Annotated in this window: 19 protein-coding genes and 1 tRNA gene; 7 read left to right on the top strand and 13 right to left on the bottom strand. The window is 67.5% G+C overall.

Annotated features, from left to right (window positions below; all coding sequences use genetic code 11):
• Positions 1-23: 23 nt before the first annotated feature.
• The gene (locus GJG85_RS10295; RefSeq protein ID WP_050013305.1) at positions 24-704 is read right to left on the bottom strand and encodes a PspA/IM30 family protein; all 681 of its coding nucleotides are present in this window, start codon (positions 702-704) and stop codon (positions 24-26) included.
• Positions 705-1157: 453 nt separating this feature from the next.
• On the opposite strand from GJG85_RS10295, the gene GJG85_RS10290 reads away from it, so the two are divergent.
• The gene (locus tag GJG85_RS10290; protein WP_204383291.1) at positions 1158-3680 is read left to right on the top strand and encodes a penicillin-binding protein 1A; all 2523 of its coding nucleotides are present in this window, start codon (positions 1158-1160) and stop codon (positions 3678-3680) included.
• Between the two features lie 83 nt (positions 3681-3763).
• Here the strand turns inward: GJG85_RS10290 and GJG85_RS10285 are convergent, their stop codons facing one another.
• From GJG85_RS10285 to mfd, 4 genes are all read right to left on the bottom strand, one after another.
• Positions 3764-4198 carry a DUF3574 domain-containing protein gene (locus GJG85_RS10285; RefSeq protein ID WP_050013303.1) on the bottom strand — a complete coding sequence of 145 codons (435 nt, stop codon included), beginning with the start codon at positions 4196-4198 and terminating at the stop codon, positions 3764-3766.
• Between the two features lie 145 nt (positions 4199-4343).
• Complete coding sequence (locus GJG85_RS10280) at positions 4344-5363, bottom strand: threonine/serine dehydratase (protein ID WP_050013302.1); 1020 nt, start codon at positions 5361-5363, stop codon at positions 4344-4346.
• 60 nt (positions 5364-5423) lie between these two features.
• Positions 5424-6644 carry an acetylornithine deacetylase gene (gene argE / locus GJG85_RS10275; RefSeq protein WP_089488555.1) on the bottom strand — a complete coding sequence of 407 codons (1221 nt, stop codon included), beginning with the start codon at positions 6642-6644 and terminating at the stop codon, positions 5424-5426.
• A gap of 104 nt (positions 6645-6748) precedes the next feature.
• Complete coding sequence (mfd, locus tag GJG85_RS10270; RefSeq protein WP_089488554.1) at positions 6749-10306, bottom strand: transcription-repair coupling factor; 3558 nt, start codon at positions 10304-10306, stop codon at positions 6749-6751.
• Between the two features lie 19 nt (positions 10307-10325).
• Between mfd and ispD the strand changes: the two genes are divergently transcribed.
• Together ispD and ispF are read left to right on the top strand one after the other, a co-directional pair.
• Complete coding sequence (gene ispD / locus GJG85_RS10265) at positions 10326-11036, top strand: 2-C-methyl-D-erythritol 4-phosphate cytidylyltransferase (protein ID WP_050013299.1); 711 nt, start codon at positions 10326-10328, stop codon at positions 11034-11036.
• A gap of 28 nt (positions 11037-11064) precedes the next feature.
• Positions 11065-11550 carry a 2-C-methyl-D-erythritol 2,4-cyclodiphosphate synthase gene (ispF, locus tag GJG85_RS10260; protein WP_050013298.1) on the top strand — a complete coding sequence of 162 codons (486 nt, stop codon included), beginning with the start codon at positions 11065-11067 and terminating at the stop codon, positions 11548-11550.
• Positions 11551-11676: 126 nt separating this feature from the next.
• On the opposite strand, the gene GJG85_RS10255 is transcribed toward ispF, so the two are convergent.
• From GJG85_RS10255 to ompR, 4 genes are all read right to left on the bottom strand, one after another.
• A complete protein-coding gene (locus GJG85_RS10255; protein ID WP_050013297.1) occupies positions 11677-12204 on the bottom strand; it encodes a carboxymuconolactone decarboxylase family protein in 528 nt (175 codons plus the stop codon).
• A 76-nt stretch (positions 12205-12280) separates the two neighbouring features.
• Positions 12281-12829: a peroxiredoxin gene (locus GJG85_RS10250; RefSeq protein WP_006478563.1), complete on the bottom strand. Its 549-nt coding sequence runs from the start codon at positions 12827-12829 to the stop codon at positions 12281-12283.
• A 189-nt stretch (positions 12830-13018) separates the two neighbouring features.
• On the bottom strand, positions 13019-14380 hold the full coding sequence (locus GJG85_RS10245; protein WP_050013296.1) for an ATP-binding protein: 1362 nt from the start codon (positions 14378-14380) through the stop codon (positions 13019-13021).
• A gap of 41 nt (positions 14381-14421) precedes the next feature.
• Positions 14422-15147 carry a two-component system response regulator OmpR gene (gene ompR / locus GJG85_RS10240; protein ID WP_004199523.1) on the bottom strand — a complete coding sequence of 242 codons (726 nt, stop codon included), beginning with the start codon at positions 15145-15147 and terminating at the stop codon, positions 14422-14424.
• 267 nt (positions 15148-15414) lie between these two features.
• Here ompR and GJG85_RS10235 point away from each other — a divergent pair, with 267 nt between their 5' ends.
• From GJG85_RS10235 to GJG85_RS10225, 3 genes are all read left to right on the top strand, one after another.
• The gene (locus tag GJG85_RS10235) at positions 15415-15693 is read left to right on the top strand and encodes a hypothetical protein (RefSeq protein WP_006478566.1); all 279 of its coding nucleotides are present in this window, start codon (positions 15415-15417) and stop codon (positions 15691-15693) included.
• A 134-nt stretch (positions 15694-15827) separates the two neighbouring features.
• Positions 15828-17333 (top strand): DUF1800 domain-containing protein, encoded by a 1506-nt coding sequence (locus GJG85_RS10230; protein ID WP_089488661.1) that lies wholly within the window; start codon positions 15828-15830, stop codon positions 17331-17333.
• Positions 17334-17387: 54 nt separating this feature from the next.
• Positions 17388-18608, top strand: coding sequence for a DUF1501 domain-containing protein (locus tag GJG85_RS10225; protein ID WP_089488553.1), 1221 nt, complete (start codon positions 17388-17390; stop codon positions 18606-18608).
• A 10-nt stretch (positions 18609-18618) separates the two neighbouring features.
• Here GJG85_RS10225 and hpnD read toward each other — a convergent pair whose 3' ends face one another.
• The gene (hpnD, locus tag GJG85_RS10220) at positions 18619-19452 is read right to left on the bottom strand and encodes a presqualene diphosphate synthase HpnD (RefSeq protein WP_050013294.1); all 834 of its coding nucleotides are present in this window, start codon (positions 19450-19452) and stop codon (positions 18619-18621) included.
• Between the two features lie 249 nt (positions 19453-19701).
• Between hpnD and GJG85_RS10215 the strand changes: the two genes are divergently transcribed.
• Positions 19702-19788: transfer RNA gene (locus GJG85_RS10215), tRNA-Leu, on the top strand.
• A 148-nt stretch (positions 19789-19936) separates the two neighbouring features.
• On the opposite strand, the gene GJG85_RS10210 is transcribed toward GJG85_RS10215, so the two are convergent.
• From GJG85_RS10210 to GJG85_RS10200, 3 genes are all read right to left on the bottom strand, one after another.
• Positions 19937-20236: a hypothetical protein gene (locus GJG85_RS10210; protein ID WP_050013293.1), complete on the bottom strand. Its 300-nt coding sequence runs from the start codon at positions 20234-20236 to the stop codon at positions 19937-19939.
• 70 nt (positions 20237-20306) lie between these two features.
• Complete coding sequence (locus GJG85_RS10205) at positions 20307-20537, bottom strand: hypothetical protein (RefSeq protein WP_050013292.1); 231 nt, start codon at positions 20535-20537, stop codon at positions 20307-20309.
• Between the two features lie 111 nt (positions 20538-20648).
• Positions 20649-21758, bottom strand: a complete 1110-nt coding sequence (locus tag GJG85_RS10200) for a class II histone deacetylase (protein WP_089488551.1) — start codon at positions 21756-21758, stop codon at positions 20649-20651.
• Between the last annotated feature and the right edge of the window lie 4 nt (positions 21759-21762).

The following is a 21762-nucleotide window of genomic DNA, read 5'->3' as shown; positions in this document are numbered from 1 at the left end:
GGCGCGGTGGCCCGCGGCGGCGGTTACTGCGCGGGCGTATCGAGCTGCTTCTTCAGCGCGGCGAGGCGATCTTCCACCGACGGGCCCTTGTTCAGCGCGGCGAGCTTGTCGTCGAGCGCCTTGCCGCTCGACGTGTCGGCCGAATTGAGACGCGCGTCCGAGCGGGCGTTCTGCAGCGCGACCTTGTCCTCGAGCTTCTGGAAATCCTCGGACAGGTTCTTGCCGCCGATGCCGCCCAGCGCGCTGGCGGCCACGTCCTTCGCCTGCGCGATTTCCTGCTTCGCCTGCAGGATGTTCGAGCGCGCATTCAGGTCGTTGCGGCGCTGACGCATGTCGGCGATCTGCCCCTTCAGCTTGTCGACCGACGGCTCGAGCGTCGCCAGCTCGGCCGCGAGCGCATCGCGCTCGGCTTCCGCGTTCGACTGGGCCGCGAGCGCCTCGCGGGCGAGCGCTTCGTCGCCGCCTTGCAGCGCGCGCTTCGCGCCGTCCTCGTACTTCTTCACCTTGTCGTCGGCCGCATCGCGCTTGCTGCGCTGGGTTGCGACCTGTGCCTCGATCTCGATCAGCGAATTCTCGGCACGGCCGATGCTGTCGTCGAGCTCCCGCACGATCTGCCGTGCGTCGCGCGACGGATCCTGTACCGAATCGGCCGCATCGTTCAGCAGGCCTTTGATCGTGCGCGAAATAGAGTCGAAAAGCGACATGAAATCCTCCGTGGTTGAAAGGCGCCGCGTGACCGCGGCAATGCCCGTCGCGAGCCGGTCCCGCTTCGGTTCCGGCCCGCGTGAGCCGGCGGATATTACACCACCGGTTCACTTAAATACGGCTTAAACGCGCGAGTTCAAGCGGCTCGCGCATCGGGACGCCAACCTTTCGCGACTGAAAGAAAATCGCCTGCGTGCGCCGTATTGCGTGTCCATCATAGGCCGAGGATGCCGACAATACGTGCCGCAAATCACGGCATTGCGGGAATTTTTACAAAAAATCGCGAAGGCACCCGGTCGATTTCATTAAAATGCGCTGTCACGTCGCGGGAACGGATCGCCGCGCGGCGGGGTCTGTCGACGTGACAGCCGCATCTCGATGCACCCACTCTGATTCATCCGCTTGCATTTCCGCATGCGTCCGAGGGCGCCACGTACGCCCGCCATTCCGACATGCCAATTATCAAACGACCGCCTTCTTCTTCCGACAGGAACGAACCCCACTACACGCTGCGCCGTTCGCCGTCCGGGGCCTATTACCCCGATGACGACGATCGCGACGACGGCCGCCGCGCGCAGCAGCGCGGTGGCGGTGGCGGAGGGCGCCGCCGCACGTTCGGCTCGCGCGTCGCGCTGTGGTTCGTCGGCTTGTTCGCGACGCTGGCCGTCGTCGGCGCGCTGATCGTCGGCTACGCGCTGGTCGTGATGGCGCCGCAACTGCCGTCGCTCGATGCGCTGACCCATTACCAGCCGAAGGTGCCGCTGCGCGTCTTCACCGCCGATCACGTGCTGATCGGCGAGTTCGGCGAGGAGCGCCGCAGCCTCGTGCGCTTCCAGGACATTCCCGACGTGATGAAGAAGGCCGTGCTCGCGATCGAGGACTACCGCTTCTACGAGCACGGCGGCGTCGATTTCCTCGGCATTCTGCGCGCGGGCGTGGCCGACCTGATGCACGGCGGCGCGCGCCAGGGTGCGAGCACGATCACGATGCAGGTCGCGCGCAACTTCTTCCTGTCGAGCGAGAAGACCTACACGCGCAAGATCTACGAGATGCTGCTCGCGTACAAGATCGAGAAGGCCCTGACGAAGGACCAGATCCTCGAGCTGTACATGAACCAGATCTATCTCGGCCAGCGCTCGTACGGCTTCGCGGCCGCGGCGCGCGTGTACTTCGGCAAGGACCTGAAGGACATCACGGTCGCCGAAGCGGCGATGCTCGCGGGGCTGCCGAAGGCGCCGTCCGCGTACAACCCGGTCGTCAATCCGAAGCGCGCGAAGGTGCGTCAGGAATACATCCTGAAGCGCATGCTCGACATCGGCTACATCACGCAGCCGCAGTACGACCAGGCGATCAAGGAAGAGATTCACGTGCGCACGCCGGGCAACCAGTACGCGGTGCACGGCGAGTACGTCGCCGAGATGGTGCGGCAGATGATGTACGAGCAATACAAGGACGAAACCTATACGCGCGGGCTGACCGTTACGACGACGATCAATTCGGCCGACCAGGAAGCCGCGTATCAGGCCGTGCGTCGCGGCATTCTCGACTACGAGCGCCGTCACGGCTATCGCGGCCCCGAAGCGTCGATCAACTTGCCCGCGGCCGGCGACGAGCGCGACGAGGCGATCGACGACGCGCTCGCCGACCACCCGGACAACGGCGACCTGCAATCGGCGGTCGTGCTGTCGGCATCGCCGAACGCGGTCGAGGTGCAGTTCGTCGGCGGCGCGGCCACGACGATCGGCCCGGCCGGGCTGCGCTTCGTGTCGGCCGCGCTGAGCCCGCGCGCGAACAACGCGCTGCGGATCAAGCCGGGCTCGGTCGTGCGCGTGCTGAAGGACGGCAAGACGGGCTGGCAGGTCGTGCAACTGCCGCAGGTCGAGGGCGCGCTCGTCGCGATCGCGCCGCAGGACGGTGCGATCCGCTCGCTCGTCGGCGGCTTCGACTTCAACAAGAGCAAGTTCAACCACGTGACGCAGGCGTGGCGGCAGCCGGGCTCGTCGTTCAAGCCGTTCATCTACTCGGCGTCGCTCGACAAGGGGCTCGGACCGGCGACGATGATCAACGACGCGCCGCTGTACTTCCCGCCGAGCGTGCCGGGCGGCACCGCGTGGGAGCCGAAGGACGACGACCAGCCGGACGGCCCGATGACGATGCGCACCGGCCTGCAGCGGTCGAAGAACCTGGTGTCGATCCGGATCCTCGCGTCGATCGGCACGCAGTATGCGCAGCAGTACGTGACGCAGCGCTTCGGCTTCGATCCGGCGAAGACGCCGCCGTACCTGCCGATGGCGCTCGGCGCGGGCCTCGTGACGCCGCTGCAGCTCGCGACCGGCTACGCGGTGTTCGCGAACGGCGGTTACAAGGTCGATCCGTACCTGATCGCCGAAGTCGACGACGCGCGCGGCCAGCCGCTGCAGAAGTCGCAGCCGGTGGTCGCGGGCGGCACGGCGCCGCGCACGATCGAAGGCCGCAACGCATACGTGATGAACAGCCTGCTGCATTCGGTCGCGACGGGCGGCACGGGCGCGGGCACCAACGCGCTGGGCCGCAACGACCTGCAGGGCAAGACGGGTACCACGAACGACGCGAAGGACGGCTGGTTCGCCGGCTATCAGCAATCGCTCGTCGCGGTCGCGTGGATGGGCTTCGACCAGCCGAAGAGCCTCGGCAGCCGCGAATTCGGCGCACAGCTCGCGTTGCCGATCTGGGTGAACTACATGCGCACCGCGCTGAACGGCGTGCCCGAGCAGCAGATGCCGATGCCGGACGGCCTGACGACGATCGACGGCGAGCTGTACTACGCCGATCGCACGCCGGGCAACGGCTTCGTCGCGAACGTCGACATCAACCCGGCCGAGAACGCGATCAGCGCGAACGACGCACTCGGTTCGGCCGGCGCGGCCGGGCTGGCGCCGCCGCCCGTCACGCCGCAGGAGAAGCAGCAGATCATGGACATGTTCGAGAGCAAATAAGCGGGACGCTGGGCTTCAGCCATGCGACGGGCGCCTTCGGGTGCCCGTTTTTTTGCGCGCGGCCGCCAGCGGAAGACGGTGAATCAGAACGACGCGCAGGCCGGCACGACGGTCATGCCGACCGATTGCTGGTGAAATCGCTCGACGTACGCTTGCCGGATCGCGGCGAGCCGCGTGCGCGTGTCGCGCGTATCGTCGGCGATGATACGGAGCACGAAGCTGTCTTCGCGCGTGATCGCGCCGCTCGAGCGGTCGCGCCACTGGCCGTGCGTGTCCCAGTAGGTGAGGCCGTCGGGGAAGCGCGGCGTGACCGTGTCGGCGAGGAAGGCCGCGCGTTCGGCATCGGTGACGGGGCCGCGGCCGGCGACGTCGCGCCCGAACAGCAGGTCGGCCTGCAGCATGCGGCTTTCGCCCGGTTGCGTGCAGGCCGCAGGTTGCGCGTGGGAGGTGGGCGAGGGCGGTGCCGCGCAACCGGCGAGCAGCGCGAATGCAATCGAGCATGCGGCCAGCCGCCGCATCTGCCCATTTCGTGACGATCGACCTTCGCGCGCGCAAAACGCTGCGCGCTCAATCACTTGCGAGCGGGTCCGGCGGGTTATCAACAGGGCTGTCAACATAATCTGGGGATAACCCTAGGATGGCCGGCGCACGCGGGATGCGGCGTCAGTGCCGCAGTTGCGCGTGCGCGAGATGCATGCCGAGTGTGGCGGGGTCGGTATTCGTGCCCGACAGCAGCACGCCGACGCGCTTGCCCTGCAGCGTTTCGCGCAGCGGGCCGAGCAGCGCGGCGAGCGCGGCCGCGCAGGCCGGCTCGACCGACAGTTTCAGGTGCGAGAACAGGAACAGCATCGCGGCGCGCAGCGCGTCGTCGGAGACGGTGACGATGCGGTCGAGGTGGCGCCGGCACAGCTGGTAGCTGTATTCCTCGGTGTGCGGCGCCATCAGCGAATCGGCGATGGTCTGCATCGCGCTCATCTTGATCGTGTGATTGGCCGCGAAGCTGCGGCTCATCGCGTCGGCGCCTTCCGGCTCGACGCCGTACACGTGCACGCGCGGGTTCGCGAGCCGCAGCGCGGTCGCCATGCCGGCCGCGAGCCCGCCGCCGCCGATCGGCACGATCACCGCGTCGAGGTCCGGCGTCTGCGTCGCCCATTCGTAGCCGAGCGTCGCGGTGCCGAGGATCGTGTGATAGCCGTTGAACGGATGAATGAAGAAGCGGCCTTCCTCGGCCTCGATGCGCCGCACGAGATCGAACGCCTGCGACGCGCTGCCGGCCAGCACGACTTCCGCGCGGTACTGCTTGCACTGCGCGATGCGCGTCGGACTCGCGGTATGGAACATCACGACCTTCGCGCTGCTGCCGAGCCGCATCGCCGCATACGCGACGGCCGCCGCATGATTGCCGGCCGACACGCAGGTGACGCCGGCGTTCTTGCGGGCTTCGTCGAGCGCGAGCAGATGCGTGAACGCGCCGCGCGCCTTGAAGCTGCCGCTTGCCTGCAGCAGCTCGAACTTGAAGTTGACGTGCGTGCCTTCGAGGGAGGGCAGGTCGGCGCGTTCGAACACGGGCGTGCGCGCGACCCACGGCGACAACGCGAAATGCTGTGCGGCGATTTCGTCGAGCGTCGGAATCGGCTCGCCGTCGATCGTCGTATGGGCAGTGCCCTGTTGTTCAGTCGACATGACGTGGCGGGTAGCGGAGTGGGCCGGCCCGCACACGCGGGCCGGCGTGGCGGGAGGCAGTCAGTGCGCGTCGACCGACATGCTGCGGATGAACTTGCGCAGGAACTGCTCGCAGCCGGCGAGCTGCGCGAGCTCGACATATTCGTTCGGCTTGTGCGCCTGCTCGATGTTGCCGGGCCCGCACACGACGCTCGGGATGCCCGCGCGTTCGAACAGCCCGGCCTCGGTGCCGTATGCGACCTTGCGCTTGTCCTGGTCGGCCGTCAGCGCGCGCACGAGCTGCGTGATCGCCGCCTGTTCGGTTGCGTCGAGGCCGGGCGCCGCGGCGATCTTCGAGAACTCGATCGCGGCGTTCGGATGCTCGCGCCGCATCTGCGGCAGCAGCGTTTGCTGCGCATACGCTTCGATGCGCGTAAAGATCTGCTCGGGATCGAGCGTCGGCAGGTTGCGGAATTCGAAGTCGAAGCGGCACTCGGCCGGCACCGTGTTGATCGCGTTGCCGCCCTGGATCGTACTCGTCTGCGCGGTCGTGAACGGCACGTCGTACAGCTCGTCGAACGGGCCTTCGGCGCGGAAACGGTCGGCGATGTCGCGGATGTGGCAGATGAGGCGCGCCGCATACTCGATCGCGTTGAGCCCCTTCGGTGTCAGCGACGAATGCGCGGCGTGGCCGCGCACGCAGCAGCGGTACGCGTTGATGCCCTTGTGCGCGATGATCGGCCGCATGCTGGTCGGCTCGCCGACGATGCAGCCCGACGGCTGCACGCCGCGCTTCACGAGATCGGCGATCATCAGCGGCGCGCCGGCGCAGCCGATTTCCTCGTCGTAGGACAGCGCGAAATGGATCGGCTTCGCGAGCTTGGTTGCCTGCATCTCGGGCAGCAGCGCGAGCGCCGCGCCGATGAAGCCCTTCATGTCGCAGGTGCCGCGGCCGTACAGGCGGCCGTCGCGGATTTCCGGCGCGAACGGGTTGCTGTCCCATTGCTGGCCGTCGACCGGCACGACGTCGGTGTGGCCCGACAGCACGATGCCGCCGTTCGTCGAACCGTCGTGCGCGGGCACGGTGGCAAACAGGTTCGCCCAGCCCTCGCGCGGATCGTGCGTGATCGTCGATGCGATGCCTTTCGCGGCGAGCGCGTCGCGCACCGTTTCGATCAGGCCGAGGTTCGGCACGCGGCTCGTCGTGTCCATCGACACGAGTTGCTTGACCCAGGGCAGGCTGACGAGCGATGCGTCGCCTTCGGTGGCGGCGGACGGCGCCGTCGCGTCGAGAGTGGACATGGCAAAACTCCGTCTGATGAATGGGAAATCATACTCAAAAACGCGCCGGCCCGCCTTCGTCGGGCGCGATGCGGTGCAGCAACGTCGCGCCCGTCAGGATGGCATCAGCGGGCCGCGACGGCCGCCCCCTGTTTCGGGCCGAGCGCGCGCAGCGTTTCCTTGATCGTCGATACGCGGATCGCGAGATCGGGCGAGCGCGTCTCGATGCGCAGCTTGTCCTGGCCCGCGAGCTTGATGTGGCGATGCTTCTGCACCATCTCGATGATCCGCATCGGGTCGATCGGCGGATTCGGCTCGAACTGCAGGCCGATCGCGACTTCGCTCGCATCGATCTTCACGATGCCGAGCGGCTTCGCGGCGATCCGCAGCCGGTGCGTCTCGACGAGCGCGTGCGCCTGCGGCGGCAGCTTGCCGAAGCGGTCGATCAATTCCTCCTGGATGCCGTCGATCGCGTCGCCGTGCTCGCAGTTCGCGAGCCGCTTGTACAGCGACAGCCGCTCCTGCACGTCCGCGCAGTAGTCGGCCGGCAGGATCGCGGGCGCATGCAGGTTGATTTCGGTCGTCGCGGCGAGCGGGGCGGTGAGGTCGGGCTCCTTGCCGTTCTTCAGCGCCTTCACCGCGTCGTTCAGCATGTCCGTATAGAGCTGGAAGCCGATCTCGTGGATTTCGCCCGACTGCTTGTCGCCGAGCACCTCGCCGGTGCCGCGGATCTCGAGGTCGTGCATCGCGAGATAGAAGCCCGAGCCCAGTTCCTCCATTTGCTGGATCGCTTCCAGCCGGCGCTGCGCCTGCTTGGTCAGCGACTGCGGATCGTGCACCAGCAGGTACGCATACGCCTGGTGGTGCGAGCGGCCAACGCGGCCGCGCAACTGGTGAAGCTGCGCGAGGCCGAACTTGTCCGCGCGGTGCATGATGATCGTGTTCGCGCTCGGCACGTCGATGCCGGTCTCGATGATGGTCGTGCACAGCAGCACGTTCGCGCGCTGCGCGACGAAATCGCGCATCACGCGTTCGAGTTCGCGCTCGTGCATCTGGCCGTGCGCGATCACGATGCGCGCTTCGGGCACGAGCGCCTCGAGCATCGCCTTGCGGTTCTCGATCGTCTCGACCTCGTTGTGCAGGAAGTACACCTGGCCGCCGCGCTTCAGCTCGCGCAGCATCGCCTCGCGGATCACGCTTTCCTCCTCGCGGCGCACGAAGGTCTTGATCGCGAGCCGCTTCTGCGGCGCGGTCGCGATCACCGAGAAATCGCGCAGCCCTTCGAGCGCCATCCCGAGCGTCCGCGGGATCGGCGTCGCGGTGAGCGTCAGCACGTCGACTTCCGCGCGCAGCGCCTTCAGCGCTTCCTTCTGGCGCACGCCGAAGCGGTGTTCCTCGTCGATGATCACGAGGCCGAGGCGCTTGAACTGCACGTCCGACGACAGCAGCTTGTGCGTGCCGATCACGATGTCGACGCTGCCTTCGTTGATCTGCGCGATCGCCGCGTTCACTTCCTTCGCGGTCTTGAAGCGCGACAGCTCGACGATCCGCACCGGCCAGTCCGCGAAGCGGTCGGCGAAGGTCTGCGTGTGCTGCTCGGCGAGCAGCGTGGTCGGCGACAGCAGCGCGACTTGCTTGCCGCCGAGCACCGCGATGAATGCCGCGCGCAGCGCGACCTCGGTCTTGCCGAAGCCGACGTCGCCGCACACGAGGCGGTCCATCGGCTTGCCGCTCGTCATGTCGCCGATCACGGCCGCGATCGCCGCGGCCTGGTCGGGCGTTTCCTCGAAGCCGAAGCTTTCCGCGAATTTCACGTAGTCGCGCGGGTCGAGCGAGAACGCATGGCCTTCGCGGGCCGCGCGGCGTGCGTACAGGTTCAGCAACTCGGCGGCCGTATCGCGGATCTGCTGCGCGGCCTTGCGCTTCGCGCGCTCCCACTGGCCGGAGCCGAGCGCGTGCAGCGGCGCGCTGTCGGGGTCGGCGCCGCTGTAGCGCGAGATCACGTGCAGTTGCGCGACGGGCACGTAGAGCTTGCTGTCGCCCGAGTATTCGAGATGCAGGAATTCGGTTTCGCCCTCGCCGAGATCCATCGACACGAGGCCCATGTAGCGGCCGATGCCGTGCTGCGCGTGGACGACCGGATCGCCGACCTTCAGCTCCGACAGGTCGCGCACCATCGCGTCGACGTTGCTCGCCTGTTCCTGCCGGCGGCGGCCCGCGCGGCGGCCGAGCGCGCCGTACAGCTCGGTTTCGGTGACGATCGCATAGCCTTCGCCCGGCACCGCGAAGCCGTTCGCGAGCGGCGCGACGCCGAGCGCGAAGCGTTCGTCGCTCGCGAGCCAGCCCGCGAAGTCGTCGTTCGACGCGGGGCGCAGGTGGTGTTCGGCCAGCAGTTGCAGGATCGTCTCGCGGCGGCCGGCCGATTCGACCGTCAGCAGCACGCGCTTGCCCGACGATTCGACGAACGTGCGCAGCGACGCGAGCGGATCGTCCGCATGGCGGTCGACGGTCAGTTCGGGCAGCGCGGTCGCCCAGCCGCCGGCCGGCTGCGCGGGCAGCACGACGCGCGCGAACGGCTTCGCGAACGCGAAGAAATCCTCGTCGGACAGGAACAGCCGCTGCGGCTCGAGGATCGGCCGCTCGCGATCGTGTGCGAGGAACGCGTGACGCTGCTTCGTATCGGCCGTGAAGCGGCGGATCGACGCGTCGAGATCGCCGGTGAACACGAGGTGCGCGTCCTGCGGCAGGTAGTGGAACAGCGTGGCCGTCTCGTCGAAGAACAGCGGCAGGTAGTACTCGATGCCGGCCGACGGCACGCCGTTGCCGATGTCCTTGTAGATCGGCGCGCGACTCGGATCGCCTTCGAAGGTTTCGCGCCAGCGGCTGCGGAAGGCCGTGCGCGCCGCTTCGTCGAACGGGAACTCGCGGCCGGGCAGCAGGCGCACGTCGCGCACCGGATAGAGGCTGCGCTGCGTGTCGGGATCGAACGCGCGAATCGAATCGACCTGGTCGTCGAACAGGTCGATCCGGTACGGCAGCGGCGAACCCATCGGGTACAGGTCGATCAGCGAGCCGCGCACGCAGTATTCGCCGGGCCGCACGACCTGGCTCACGTGCTCGTAGCCGGCCAGCGTGAGCTGCGCCTTCAGCTTCGCCTCGTCGAGCCGCTCGCCCTGCGCGAACGCGAACGTGTACGCGGCCATGAACGACGCGGGCGGCATCCGGTACAGTGCGGTGGTCGCGGGCACGAGCAGGATGTCGCAGCGGCCCTCGCCGAGGTCGTGCAGCGTGGCGAGGCGCTCGGACACGAGGTCCTGGTGCGGCGAGAAGGTGTCGTACGGCAGCGTTTCCCAGTCGGGCAGCAGGCGCACGCGCGCATCGGGCGAAAAGTAGCGGATTTCCTGCGACAGCCGCTGCGCGTCGACCGCGTTCGCGCAGATCACCGCGAGGAGCGGCACGTCCTGGCGGTTGTCGGCGAGATAACGGGCGATGGCGAGCGCGTCGGCGGAGCCGTGCGCGCCGTCGAAGGCAAAACGCTGGCCGGGCTTGACGCGGGCAACGGGTGAAGCGGACGGGGTGGAAGCGTTATCTGGCATAGGGACGACAGGGGTGGCGTGCACGGGCGCATCGCGTGCGCCGGTCGAGACGAAAGACCTATTATAAAATCCGCTTCTCGATTTCACCTTTCCGGCGTTTCCCTTCGTGACTCCCCGACTTTTCGCCCTGATTCCTTGCGCCGGCACGGGCAGCCGTTCCGGTTCGGCCGTGCCGAAGCAATACCGCACGCTGGCCGGCCGCGCGCTGCTGCACTACACGCTCGCTGCGTTCGACGCATGCAGCGAGTTCGCGCAGACGCTCGTCGTGCTCGCGCCCGACGATTCCCATTTCGACGCGCGCCGCTTCGCGGGCCTGCGCTTCGCGGTGCGCCGCTGCGGCGGCGGCTCGCGGCAGGCGTCGGTGCTGAACGGGCTGCTGGAGCTGGCCGAATTCGGCGCGACCGACCACGACTGGGTGCTCGTGCACGACGCCGCGCGCCCGGGCATCACGCCGGCGCTGATCCGCACGCTGGTCGCGACGCTGAAGGACGACCCGGTCGGCGGGATCGTCGCGCTGCCGGTGGCCGATACGCTCAAGCGCGTGCCGGCCGGCGGCGACGCGATCGCGCGCACCGAGTCGCGCGACGCGCTGTGGCAGGCGCAGACGCCGCAGATGTTCCGCATCGGCATGCTGCGCGACGCGATCCTGCAGGCGCAGCGCGAAGGGCACGACCTGACCGACGAGGCCAGCGCGATCGAATGGGCTGGTCATACGCCGCGCGTCGTGCAGGGCAGCCTGCGCAATTTCAAGGTCACGTATCCGGAAGACTTCGCGCTCGCGGAAGCGATCCTCGCGCGCCCCGCGAACGCTTCCTGACATTCACCCCCTCTCAATCGGAACACGCATGGATTTCAGAATCGGACAAGGCTACGACGTGCACCAGCTCGTCGAGGGGCGCCCCCTCATCATCGGCGGCGTGACGATTCCGTACGAACGCGGCCTGCTCGGCCACTCGGACGCGGACGTGCTGCTGCACGCGATCACCGACGCGCTGTTCGGCGCGGCGGCGCTCGGCGACATCGGCCGCCATTTTTCCGACACGGACGCGGCATTCAAGGGCGCCGACAGCCGCGTGCTGCTGCGCGAGTGCGCCGCACGCATCAAGGCGGCCGGCTTCACGATCCAGAACGTGGACACCACCGTGATCGCCCAGGCGCCGAAGCTGGCACCGCATATCGAAGGGATGCGCGCGAACATCGCGGCCGATCTCGGGCTGCCGCTCGATCGCGTGAACGTGAAGGCGAAGACCAACGAGAAGCTCGGCTATCTCGGCCGCGGCGAGGGGATCGAGGCGCAGGCTGCCGCGTTGCTGGTGAAGCAGGGCGGCTGACGACCTTGACGGCGGCGCGTGCGGTTCGCGCCGCACGCCGCGCCGCCGAAATGAAAAATGCCACGCGAATGCGTGGCATTTTCGTTTGCAGCAGGCGCGGCTCACGGCCGCGCGCCGTGCAACCGCTTATTCGCCTTCGGCGGCGATCACCTGCGCGGCGGCGTTGATCACCGACGCGATGCGGCCGACGTCGCGCAGTTGCGTCGTCGTCATCCCTTGCTCGTTCTTCAGCAGCGCATAGTGCGACTTCACGCAGAAGTGGCACTTGCCGACGATCGACGCGGCGAGCGCGTACATCTCGAATTTGCGCTTGTCGACGCCGCCGTGCGTCGCGTACGCACCCATCCGCAATTCGGCGCGCTGCGTCTTCAGGTCGGCGTCGTCGGCCATCTCGACATACGGATACCAGGTGTTGTTCATCCCCATCAGCGCGGCCGCCGTCAGCACGGCGTTGGTCTCTTCGGGCGACAGCACGCCGGCTTCGCGGATCGTCTTCACGAGCACCGTGCTCTTCGCCGCGATGGCCGCCGCCAGCGCCACGCCGACCGCATCGGTGCCTTCGAGCGACGAGCGCGAGATCGTGCCATCGAGGTTCAGGCGAATGTCCTTCGCGTAGTCGGGGATACGTGCCTTAATCGAGTCGATGAATTCCATTGATATCTCCTATGGGTTGGCCGTTAAAAAAGCCCGCAGGCAGGACGTGCGCCGCGGGCTTCGTGCATTGCTACGCTTACAGCGTTGCGCCGCCGACTGCGCGGTTGCACGGGCACAGTTCGTCCGTTTGCAGGCCGTCCAGAATGCGCAGGACTTCTTCCGGGCTGCGGCCGACGTTCAGGTTGTTCACCGACACGTGCTGGATCGTGTTGTCCGGATCGACGATGAACGTTGCACGCAGGGCCACGCCGGCTTCCTTGTCGCGCACGCCGAGCTGGTCGATCAGTTCGCCCTTGACGTCGCCGAACGAGTAGTGGTTCAGCTTGTCGAGGTCCTTGTGCTCACGACGCCATGCGAGCTTGACGAATTCGTTGTCCGAGCTGCCGCCGAGCAGGACGGCGTCGCGCTCTTCGAACTGCTTCGTGAGCTTCGCGAATTCGACGATTTCCGTCGGGCACACGAACGTGAAATCCTTCGGATAGAAGTAGATGATCTTCCACTTGCCCGGGAACGACGCTTCGGTGACGGTCTCGAACGCCGACTGGCCGTTTTCCTCGTGATTATTGAAGCCCGGCTTCGCGGCTACGACGGTGAAAGCTTCGAGTTTATCGCCCACGGTTTTCATGCGGATACTCCTGTGTGAGTTGGGAAGAAGACTGAGTCAAGCTACCTCGGTGCTGCAACGATGATGTGACAGCATGGGGAAAACTATAACACTATTAGCAAGGCGCTTCAATAGATTTTGACTAACGACTCTCATAGCTTTTGTCAACCGGGTCGATAGTGTGACGCGCAAGATGCGTGCGCGAGCGTGTCACGCGGTCGCACGCGCCTTGCCGGCGCCGGGGAATTCCAGCGTGACCTCGAGGCCGGCTTCCGGGTGGCGGTTGCGCAGGCGCAGCGCGCCGCGATAGCGGCCGACGAGCCGCAGCACGATCGCCATCCCGAGGCCCGTGCCGTCCGCCTTGGTGCGGGCGGTGTCGACGCGGTAGAACGGCCGCATCACGAGCGGCAGTTGATCCTCGGGAATGCCGGGGCCTTCGTCGCTCACCGACAGCTCGACGCGCGCATGCGACACGCGCGTCTCGAGCGTGATGCGCGAAATGCCGTCCTGTTTGCTCTGACCGTACTTGCGCGCGTTCTCGACGAGGTTGCCGATCACGCGCCGCATGTCGGTCTCGTCGGCTTCGATGATCGCGCTCGGCGCGAGCCGCGTGCGGATCTCGACGCCGTCCTCGCCCGACACGCGCGCGGCGACTTCGTGCGCGACCGACGACAGGTCGACGGGCTCGGGCTTGCGCTGCGACGGGCGCGCATAGTCGATGAAGGCCGCGATGATGCGGTCCATCTGTTCGATGTCGTCGACCATCGCGTCCTTGGTCGCCTGGTCGGACGGGCTCATCTCGGTTTCGAGCCGCAGCCGCGCGAGCGGCGTGCGCAGGTCGTGCGAGATGCCCGCGAGCATCAGCGCGCGATCGGCCTCGAGCTGTTCGAGGTCGCGCACCATCTGGTTGAAGCTGCGGTTGGTGTCGGCCGCGACGCCCATCCCGCGCTCGGGCAGCGGCTCGGGCGCCTGGCCCGAACCGACCTGGCGCGCGGCGAGCGCGAGCCGCGAGAACGGCCGGTTCACGAGGCTCGTGATGAATGCGGAGCCGAACAGCGACAGCGCGAGCGCGAACAACCCCCAGCCGGCCCACTGCAGGCCCGTGACGTTGTCGAGCTGGTCGCGGTCGAGCGCGACCCAGTAATCGTCGTCGTCGATCTTGAAGCTGATCCACACGCCGGGAATGTCGTTGACCGACTGCGCGATCACGGTATCGTCGCCGAGGCGGCTGCGGATGTCGTGTTCGATCAGGCGGTTCAGCGATTCGTCGGGCTGCAGCTTGAACTTGTCGGTTTTCTCGCGCGGGTACACGCGCACGCCCTCGTTGCTCTCGAGATCCTGCAGCAGCGCGCGCCGCAAGTCGGGATCGGAATAGAGCAGGGCGGTGCGCGTGAGCTTCACGACCGCGACGAGCTGGAGCGCGACGCGCTGCGCACGCGGCTCCCGCTCGATCACGCGAAAGCTCTGGAACCACGCGGCGAGACTGACCGAGATCAGCAGCGCGATCAGCAGGAAGGTGCGCCAGAACAGCCCGCCGAACGCGAGCTGCAAAAGGCGCCGGTCGATACGCATGGGACGGGCCGTGGGCGGGGCGAAACCGGGAAGGAAGAAGCTCAGGCGGCGCCGTCCGGGATGAACACGTAGCCGAGGCCCCAGACGGTCTGGATGAAGCGCGGGCTGCCCGGATCCGGCTCGATCAGCTTGCGCAGGCGCGAGATCTGCACGTCGAGGCTGCGGTCGAACACTTCGTATTCGCGGCCGCGCGCGAGTTCCATCAGCTTTTCACGCGACAGCGGCTGGCGCGGATGGCGCGCGAACACCTTCAGCACGGAGAATTCGCCGGTGGTCAGCGGAATTTCCTGGCCGGACTTCGTCAGCGTGCGCGTGGCGAGGTTCAGCGAGAATTCGCCGAACTCGAACACCTCGGTGGTTTCCGACGGCGCGCCCGGCAGTTCGGCCGGCGCCTGGCGGCGCAGCACCGCGTGAATGCGCGCGACCAGTTCGCGCGGGTTGAACGGCTTCGGCAGGTAATCGTCGGCGCCCATCTCGAGGCCGACGATGCGATCGACGTCTTCGCCCTTCGCGGTGAGCATGATGATCGGCGTGCGGTCGTTGCTGCCGCGCAGCCGGCGGCAGATCGACAGGCCGTCTTCGCCCGGCAGCATCAGGTCGAGCACGAGCAGGTCGAAGCGCTCGCGTACCCAGAGCTTGTTCATCGCGGTCGCGTTTTCCGCGACGTAGACGTTGAAACCCTGTTCGCCGAGGTAGCGGCGCAGCAGATCGCGCAGGCGAGGGTCGTCGTCGACGACGAGAATCTTGGAGGGGTTTTTCGTTTCCATGATCGGCATCTTATCGCGAATGGGAATTGACGCACGGCCGGGGATTTTCGTGCGTTACAGTCGGTTACAAAATTTACCCGTAGTGTCGCGCCGAGTAAAGGCAGGCTATAGAGATTCCTTTACTCGAAGCCGAAATTCGGTAGATACTCCCCTGCACTCCATCTTTCATCTTTGCACACCCGAATTCCGCAGGGTTTTTCAAGTACCAGAGGTAACCGGTTGCCGCGTGACGAAGGGAACAAATCGACCAAAGAAGCGAGGACGGTCATGCGATCTGCCCGGATTGCACTGATGCTGACGATCGCGCTTGCCGGTCCGTATGCGTCGAACTTCGCGTATGCGCAGCGCCCCGAGCAGGGCGCATCGTCGCGCAAGCTGCCGCGCGGCAAAGCGCCGCAACCCGATCGCGCCGCCGATATGACGGTTCGTTCCGCCGTGCCTCCCGATCTCGAACAGCGCCGCCGCGACGGGCACATGACGCCCGAAGAGCGGCACCTGTTGCGCCAGCACATCGAAGACGCCGTTCGCGAGCTGTACAAGCGCTGACGCGTGCCGTCATTCTTCTTGCGCGGAAGTGTCCGCGCGGAAAGAATTCGTAGCACTTTTTCCGTCAACTTTCTGCTGCCGAATGCCGTTGTACGGGCATCCGCACCGCCGGTGCGTTCCCGGAGTCCATGACGATGAAAGCGAACGCTGCCGCACCGGCGCCGTCGCCTGCCATGCAGTCGCCGCTCGATGCCGACGACGCACTGTTTTTCCTCAGCCGCACCGGTTTCTCTCCCGCGCCCGCCGAGGTCGCGCGCATCGTCGGCATGACGCGCGCGCAGGTCGTCGCCGACACCCTCGGCAGCGCGCGACGCGAACCCGTCACGACGTGGCCCGACTGGCTCGCCGAGCCGCCGCCGACGCGCGCGCAGCGCCAGGCGCTGACGCCCGACATGCGGCGCGACGAGCAGCGCGAGCGCAATCGCCGCTATGATGCGTTGCGCGCGGCCTGGGTCAACGAGATGGTCGCGACGCCGTCGCCGCTGACCGAGCGCATGACGCTGTTCTGGCATGGGCATTTCACGTCCGGACAGGACAAGGTCCCTTATCCGCAAACGATGGCCGCGCAGAACGCGCTGTTTCGCCGCGAGGCGCTCGGCAACTTCGGCACGCTGCTGCACGCGGTCGCGAAGGACCCGGCGATGCTGCAGTATCTCGACGGCGCGAGCAATCGCAAGGGGCGGCCGAACGAGAATTTCGCGCGCGAGGTGATGGAGCTGTTCACGCTCGGCGAAGGGCACTACACACAATACGACGTGACCGAAGCCGCGCGCGCGATGACGGGCTGGACCGTCGATCCCGATACGCTGCGCTTCGCGGTGCGGCCCGACTGGCACGATGCCGGCGACAAGACGATCCTCGGCGAAACCGGGCCGTTCGACGGCGATGGCTTTCTCGACGTCCTGCTGAAGCGGCCGGGCACCGCGCGTTTCATCGCCGGCAAGCTGTGGCGCGAGTTCGTGTCCGATGCGCCGGAGCCGGGTGCGCTCGATGCGATCGCCGAACGGTTTCGCACGAGCGGCTACGACATTCGCGCGGCGCTCGCCGCGCTGTGGTCGACCGACGCGTTCTGGGATCCGCGCAACCGCGGCGTGCTGGTCAAGTCGCCGGCGGAATTCGTGGTCGGGTCGGTGCGGCTGTTCGACGTCGCGTACGGCGATCCGCAGATGCTCGCGGACACCGTGCGCACGCTCGGGCAGAACCTGTTCTATCCGCCGAACGTGAAGGGTTGGCCGGGCGGCGCGCTGTGGATCAACAGCACCACGCTGCTGTCGCGCAAGCAGTTCGTCGAGCAGCTGTTCCGCGCGACCGAGACGGCCGGCATGCGGCCGCCGGCCCGTGGCGCGATGACGCCGCCGCCGAACGCGCGTGCGCATGCGATGCCGGTGATCGACACGGCGTCCGCTGTCGGCCTGCGCGGCCTGCCGGCGAAGCCGGCGCGCGGCGGCCTGCGTTTCGACCTCGAACGCTGGCTCGCCCAGTATCGCGCGCGGCCGCAGGCGGTCGCGGGATTGTCGACCGAACTGCAGTTGCAGCACGCGGTGTTGCAGCTTTCGCCGGTCGCGGCGATCGACACGGATTCGACCGGCAGCGCGTATCTCGAGGCGCTGCTGATGGATCCGGCCTATCAACTGAAATGATGCAAACGACGACGAAGCGGGCAGCTGCCGCGGCGGCGAACCAAAGGATGTGCGATGAACCGACGTGATTTTCTGACGCTCGCAGGCGCCGCGGTCGCTGCCGGCGTGTCGATGTGGCAAGCGCCCGCGATGGCGGCTGCCGCGACGCCGGCCGGGCGCAAGTCCGCGACCGGGTATGCGAACGTGCTGATCCTCGTCGAGTTGAAGGGCGGCAACGACGGCCTCAACACGGTGGTGCCGTATGCCGATCCGTTGTATTACCCGCTCCGGCGCAGCATCGGCATCAAGCGCGACCAGGTGCTGCAGCTCGACGCGCAGACGGGGCTGCACCCGTCGCTCGCGCCGCTGATGCCGCTGTGGCGCGACGGGCAGGTCGCGGTCGTGCAGGGGGTCGGCTATCCGCAGCCGAACCTGTCGCATTTCCGTTCGATCGAGATCTGGGACACCGCGTCGCGCTCGGATCAGTACCTGCACGAAGGCTGGCTCACGCGCACGTTCGCGCAGGCGCCCGTGCCGCCCGGTTTCGCGGCGGACGGCGTCGTGCTCGGCAGCGCCGAGATGGGGCCGCTGTCGAACGGCGCGCGCGCGATCGCGCTCGTCAATCCCGCGCAGTTCATCCGTGCGGCCCGGCTCGCCGAACCGTCGTCGCTGCGCGAGCAGAACCCGGCGCTCGCGCACATCATCGACGTCGAGAACGACATCGTGAAGGCGGCCGACCGGCTGCGCCCGCGCGGCGGGATGCGCGAATTCAGGACGGCCTTTCCGGCCGGCGCGTTCGGCACGTCGGTCAAGACCGCGATGCAGGTGCTGGCCGCGTGCGAAGCGTCCGGCCCCGGCGCGCAGGACGGTGTCGCGGTGCTGCGCCTGACGCTCAACGGCTTCGACACGCACCAGAACCAGCCGGGGCAGCACGCCGCGCTGCTCAAGCAGTTCGCGGACGGGATGAGCGCGATGCGCGCGGCGTTGATCGAACTCGGGCGCTGGAACGAGACGCTCGTGATGACGTATGCGGAATTCGGGCGGCGCGTGCGCGAGAACCAGAGCAACGGCACCGATCACGGCACGGCCGCGCCGCATTTCGTGATGGGCGGCCGCGTGGCGGGCGGGTTGTACGGTGCGCCGCCGGCGCTCGGACGGCTCGACGGCAACGGCAACCTGCCGGTCGCGGTCGATTTCCGCCAGCTTTACGCGACCGTGCTTGGGCCGTGGTGGGGGCTCGATGCGACGCGCGTGCTGCAGCAGCGTTTCGATACGCTGCCGCTGCTGAAGGTGTGAGGCGCGCCGCTCAGCGGCGGCGTGCGGCGCGCCACGCGATCCACAGCTTGCGGATCGGCGTGAGCGCAATGCGCTGGTGCAGCACCTGGTAGCCGTCGCGCGCGATTTCGTCGAGCAGCGCCCCGGCCAGCGCGAGCTGCGCGCGCAGTGTGCGCTGCGCGCGACGTTCGGCGGCGGGAATCGCCGCATCGGCGGCCGCGAGCGCTTCGCGCGCGCGGGTCGTCTGGAATTGCAGCAATTCGGTGAAGGCCGGGCTGTAGCGGCGATTCAGCAGATCGGCCGCGGTCACGTTGTAGCGTTGGAGTTCGTCGATCGGCAAATAAATGCGGCCGTGGCGCGCGTCGTTGCCGAGCTCCTGCACGAATTGCGCGAGCATCAGCGCGCGGCCGACGTCCGCGGCCCACGGCTGCGGATCGGCCGGGTTCGGCGAACTGGCGCGCGCAACCAGCGACGCGAACGTGCCGCCGACCTGCGCGATATAGCGCTGCAGGTTCGCGAAATCGAGGTAGCGCGCCTGTTCGAGGTCCATCCCGTAACCGTTGACGAGCGTGCGCAATGCATCGGCTTCCGCGGCGATTGCCGGGTGATGCTGCGCGAGCGCCTTCGTGACCGGGTGCGACGGCTGCCCGTCGGCGAGTGCCGCGAGTTCCTTGTGCCACCACGCGAGCTTCGTGTGTCCGACGGTCGGATCGCTGGTTTCCTTGACGGTTTCCTCGAGTTCGCGGCGCAGCGCGAACAGCGCGGTCAGGCGCGGCTGCGTGGCGAGCGGCGCCTGGCGCAGCGCGTAGTAGACGCTGGAGCCGGCGGGGGCGGCCTTTTGCTGACAGTAGTCGTCGAAGTTCACGGGCGAAATCGGGTGGGGGCGGGTTCGGGGGACGCGCGGCGGCGCGCTGCCGAAACGTCGAGCGCGGCATTCTAGCACCGCGGCACGACGGGCGCCGACGGGGCGAGACAACGCCGAACGGATCGGGTAGAATCTCGCGCTCGCCTGATCGGGCGTGCCGGTTTTCGGGCCGGCGTGAGAAGTCCCGGGCAAGCCCCGGGCGCGTGGAGCACGCATCTTGCGTCCCGCGCGATCAGGCGACGGAAATACGCGTGAGTGGCGAAATTGGTAGACGCACCAGGTTTAGGTCCTGACGCCCGCAAGGGTGTGCCGGTTCGAGTCCGGCCTCACGCACCAGAAGTCGAACGTGCCCCGTCAGGGGACGTTCGCGAAAAAGCGCTGCCGGTCGGCTGACCGCAGCGCTTTTTTGTTGATGGCCGTCAGCCGGGAGGATGCCGTTTGCGCAGGCACGTTAAATCGGCGGCATGTAACATGGCAAAGCCTTTTATACACGCGGGCTGTTCAACCGGGGACCGTCGATGACCCACACCATACGCACGTCGATCGGCGTTCTGGCGCTGATGCTGGCCATGCCGGCTGTCGCGGCCACGCCTGCCGACAACGTGGCGTGGAGCGCCAGACCCGACGCGACCGTCAGGAAGCCGCTGGACTGCTCCGCTTCCACGTCGACTTCCTCGGGGTGGCGGATCGCGGGCGGTGCGCCTCCTTCCGCGGAATCCGTGCTGAAATCGGTTGGTACGGTGCTGGCTGTGTCCGCACTCAGTGTTGTATCGAAGGGCAGCATGCAACAGTCCGGGAACGCATGCCGGCCTGCAAATGGCTCGTAGATGAGCGCTTCGTCGTTTCCGCCGCACTTATTCCCAAAAGCTGCGGATCGCGACGGCCACGATCACCGGCACCGAGAACACCAGCGGAATCGCGAAATACTGCGCTTCGCGATCGACGATCCAGCTATAGATTACCCACGCCGCGCCGATCGCGAACGTGATGAGGCCGACCGTCACGGCGGCGATGTTCAGGGCCAGCTTCGACGGCTGGCGGCGCGTTTTGGCGTTGTCGTTGTTGTCGCGCGGGGACGATTTCATCGGAAGAGTGCGGCCTCGTGCCGGAACAGGGATAAAGACACAGGAAACCCCATCCGCACCGATCGCGCAAGGGCCGGCACGGGCCGGCCCCGTCACGTTCGTTCCCGCGCGTTACAACCCGAACGACACGGCCAGTTCGTCGAGCAGTGCGCGCTGGAACGCGACGAACCGCTCGTCCGGCTGCTGCGCGATCGCGAGGTCGAGCATCGGATCGGCGACCTCGGTGCGAATGCCGGCCAGTTCCTCGACGATCGCGAGCCCGCAGAACGGCACGTACGCCTCCGAATAGCCGCCTTCGTGAACGATCACCAGTCGCCCGCCGCAATGGCGCTGCGCGGCTTCCTTCACCGCGAGGGTCATGAACCGGTAGCTGTCGGTATGCAGCTGCATGCGCGCGAGTGGATCGACCGCGCTCGCATCGAGGCCGCTCGCGACGACGATCAGCTCGGGGCGGAAGCGCACGAGCGCCGGCAGCACGATCCGCTCGAACGCATGGCGATACGCATCGTCGCCGCTGCCCGCGAGCAGCGGCACGTTCAGGTTCGCGCCGACGCCCGCGCCTTCGCCGCGATCGTCCGCACCGCTGTAGCCGGGCGGGAAGCAGCGGTCCTGGTGCAGCGAGATCGTCAGCGTATCGGGATCGTCGTAGTAGATCGACTGCGTGCCGTTGCCGTGATGCACGTCCCAGTCGATCACCGCGACGCGCTCGATGCCGTGCTTCGCGCGCGCGGCTTCGATCGCGATCGGGATGTTCGCGAGCAGGCAGAAGCCCATCGGGCGGTCGCGCAGGCAGTGATGGCCGGGCGGCCGCGACAGCGAGAACGCGTTCGCCGCGCGCTTGCCGACGACGGCGTCGACCGCCGCGATCGCGAGGCCGGCCGACAGCGCGGCGATCTCGTAGCTGCCCTTGCCGAACGGCGCGAGCTCGCCGAGGTCGCCGCCGTTCGCGTCGCTCAGCGCGCGGAACGCGTCGAGATAGTGCGCGGGATGAATGCGCAGCAGGTCGGCGGCCGTCGCGGGCTCGGCGCCGCGCAGGTCCAACTGCGCGGCGAGGCCCGATGCCTGCACGAGCGATAGGAAGCGGCGCTTCGAATCGGGCGATTCCGCGTAGCCCGCGCTCGATGGCGGCTGGACCCAGCCGCCGACCGGAAAGAACAGCGCGTGCGTGCCGCCGGTATGCCAGAAAGTGCGTTCGTCGGTGAAGAAGGCAGTGCGATTCATGGAT

Origin of the sequence: Burkholderia sp. MS389 (assembly GCF_016899425.1) — a bacterium.
Classification (GTDB): domain Bacteria; phylum Pseudomonadota; class Gammaproteobacteria; order Burkholderiales; family Burkholderiaceae; genus Burkholderia; species Burkholderia sola.
The sequence above is the reverse complement of the archived record's forward strand: the minus strand, read 5'-3'. Positions and strand labels throughout refer to the sequence as shown.

What these genes read in the sequence shown, in the direction of transcription:
- GJG85_RS10210 (WP_050013293.1), bottom strand. Translation starts at nt 20,236, where the DNA reads ATGCTGCCCTTCGATACAACACTGAGTGCGGACACAGCCAGCACCGTA.
- ompR (WP_004199523.1), bottom strand. Translation starts at nt 15,147, where the DNA reads ATGGAAACGAAAAACCCCTCCAAGATTCTCGTCGTCGACGACGACCCT.
- GJG85_RS10255 (WP_050013297.1), bottom strand. Translation starts at nt 12,204, where the DNA reads ATGGAATTCATCGACTCGATTAAGGCACGTATCCCCGACTACGCGAAG.
- GJG85_RS10285 (WP_050013303.1), bottom strand. Translation starts at nt 4,198, where the DNA reads ATGCGGCGGCTGGCCGCATGCTCGATTGCATTCGCGCTGCTCGCCGGT.
- GJG85_RS10235 (WP_006478566.1), top strand. Translation starts at nt 15,415, where the DNA reads ATGCGATCTGCCCGGATTGCACTGATGCTGACGATCGCGCTTGCCGGT.
- GJG85_RS10290 (WP_204383291.1), top strand. Translation starts at nt 1,158, where the DNA reads ATGCCAATTATCAAACGACCGCCTTCTTCTTCCGACAGGAACGAACCC.
- GJG85_RS10205 (WP_050013292.1), bottom strand. Translation starts at nt 20,537, where the DNA reads ATGAAATCGTCCCCGCGCGACAACAACGACAACGCCAAAACGCGCCGC.
- GJG85_RS10245 (WP_050013296.1), bottom strand. Translation starts at nt 14,380, where the DNA reads ATGCGTATCGACCGGCGCCTTTTGCAGCTCGCGTTCGGCGGGCTGTTC.
- GJG85_RS10230 (WP_089488661.1), top strand. Translation starts at nt 15,828, where the DNA reads ATGAAAGCGAACGCTGCCGCACCGGCGCCGTCGCCTGCCATGCAGTCG.
- ispF (WP_050013298.1), top strand. Translation starts at nt 11,065, where the DNA reads ATGGATTTCAGAATCGGACAAGGCTACGACGTGCACCAGCTCGTCGAG.
- GJG85_RS10250 (WP_006478563.1), bottom strand. Translation starts at nt 12,829, where the DNA reads ATGAAAACCGTGGGCGATAAACTCGAAGCTTTCACCGTCGTAGCCGCG.
- argE (WP_089488555.1), bottom strand. Translation starts at nt 6,644, where the DNA reads ATGTCCACTCTCGACGCGACGGCGCCGTCCGCCGCCACCGAAGGCGAC.
- GJG85_RS10200 (WP_089488551.1), bottom strand. Translation starts at nt 21,758, where the DNA reads ATGAATCGCACTGCCTTCTTCACCGACGAACGCACTTTCTGGCATACC.
- GJG85_RS10225 (WP_089488553.1), top strand. Translation starts at nt 17,388, where the DNA reads ATGAACCGACGTGATTTTCTGACGCTCGCAGGCGCCGCGGTCGCTGCC.
- GJG85_RS10280 (WP_050013302.1), bottom strand. Translation starts at nt 5,363, where the DNA reads ATGTCGACTGAACAACAGGGCACTGCCCATACGACGATCGACGGCGAG.
- GJG85_RS10295 (WP_050013305.1), bottom strand. Translation starts at nt 704, where the DNA reads ATGTCGCTTTTCGACTCTATTTCGCGCACGATCAAAGGCCTGCTGAAC.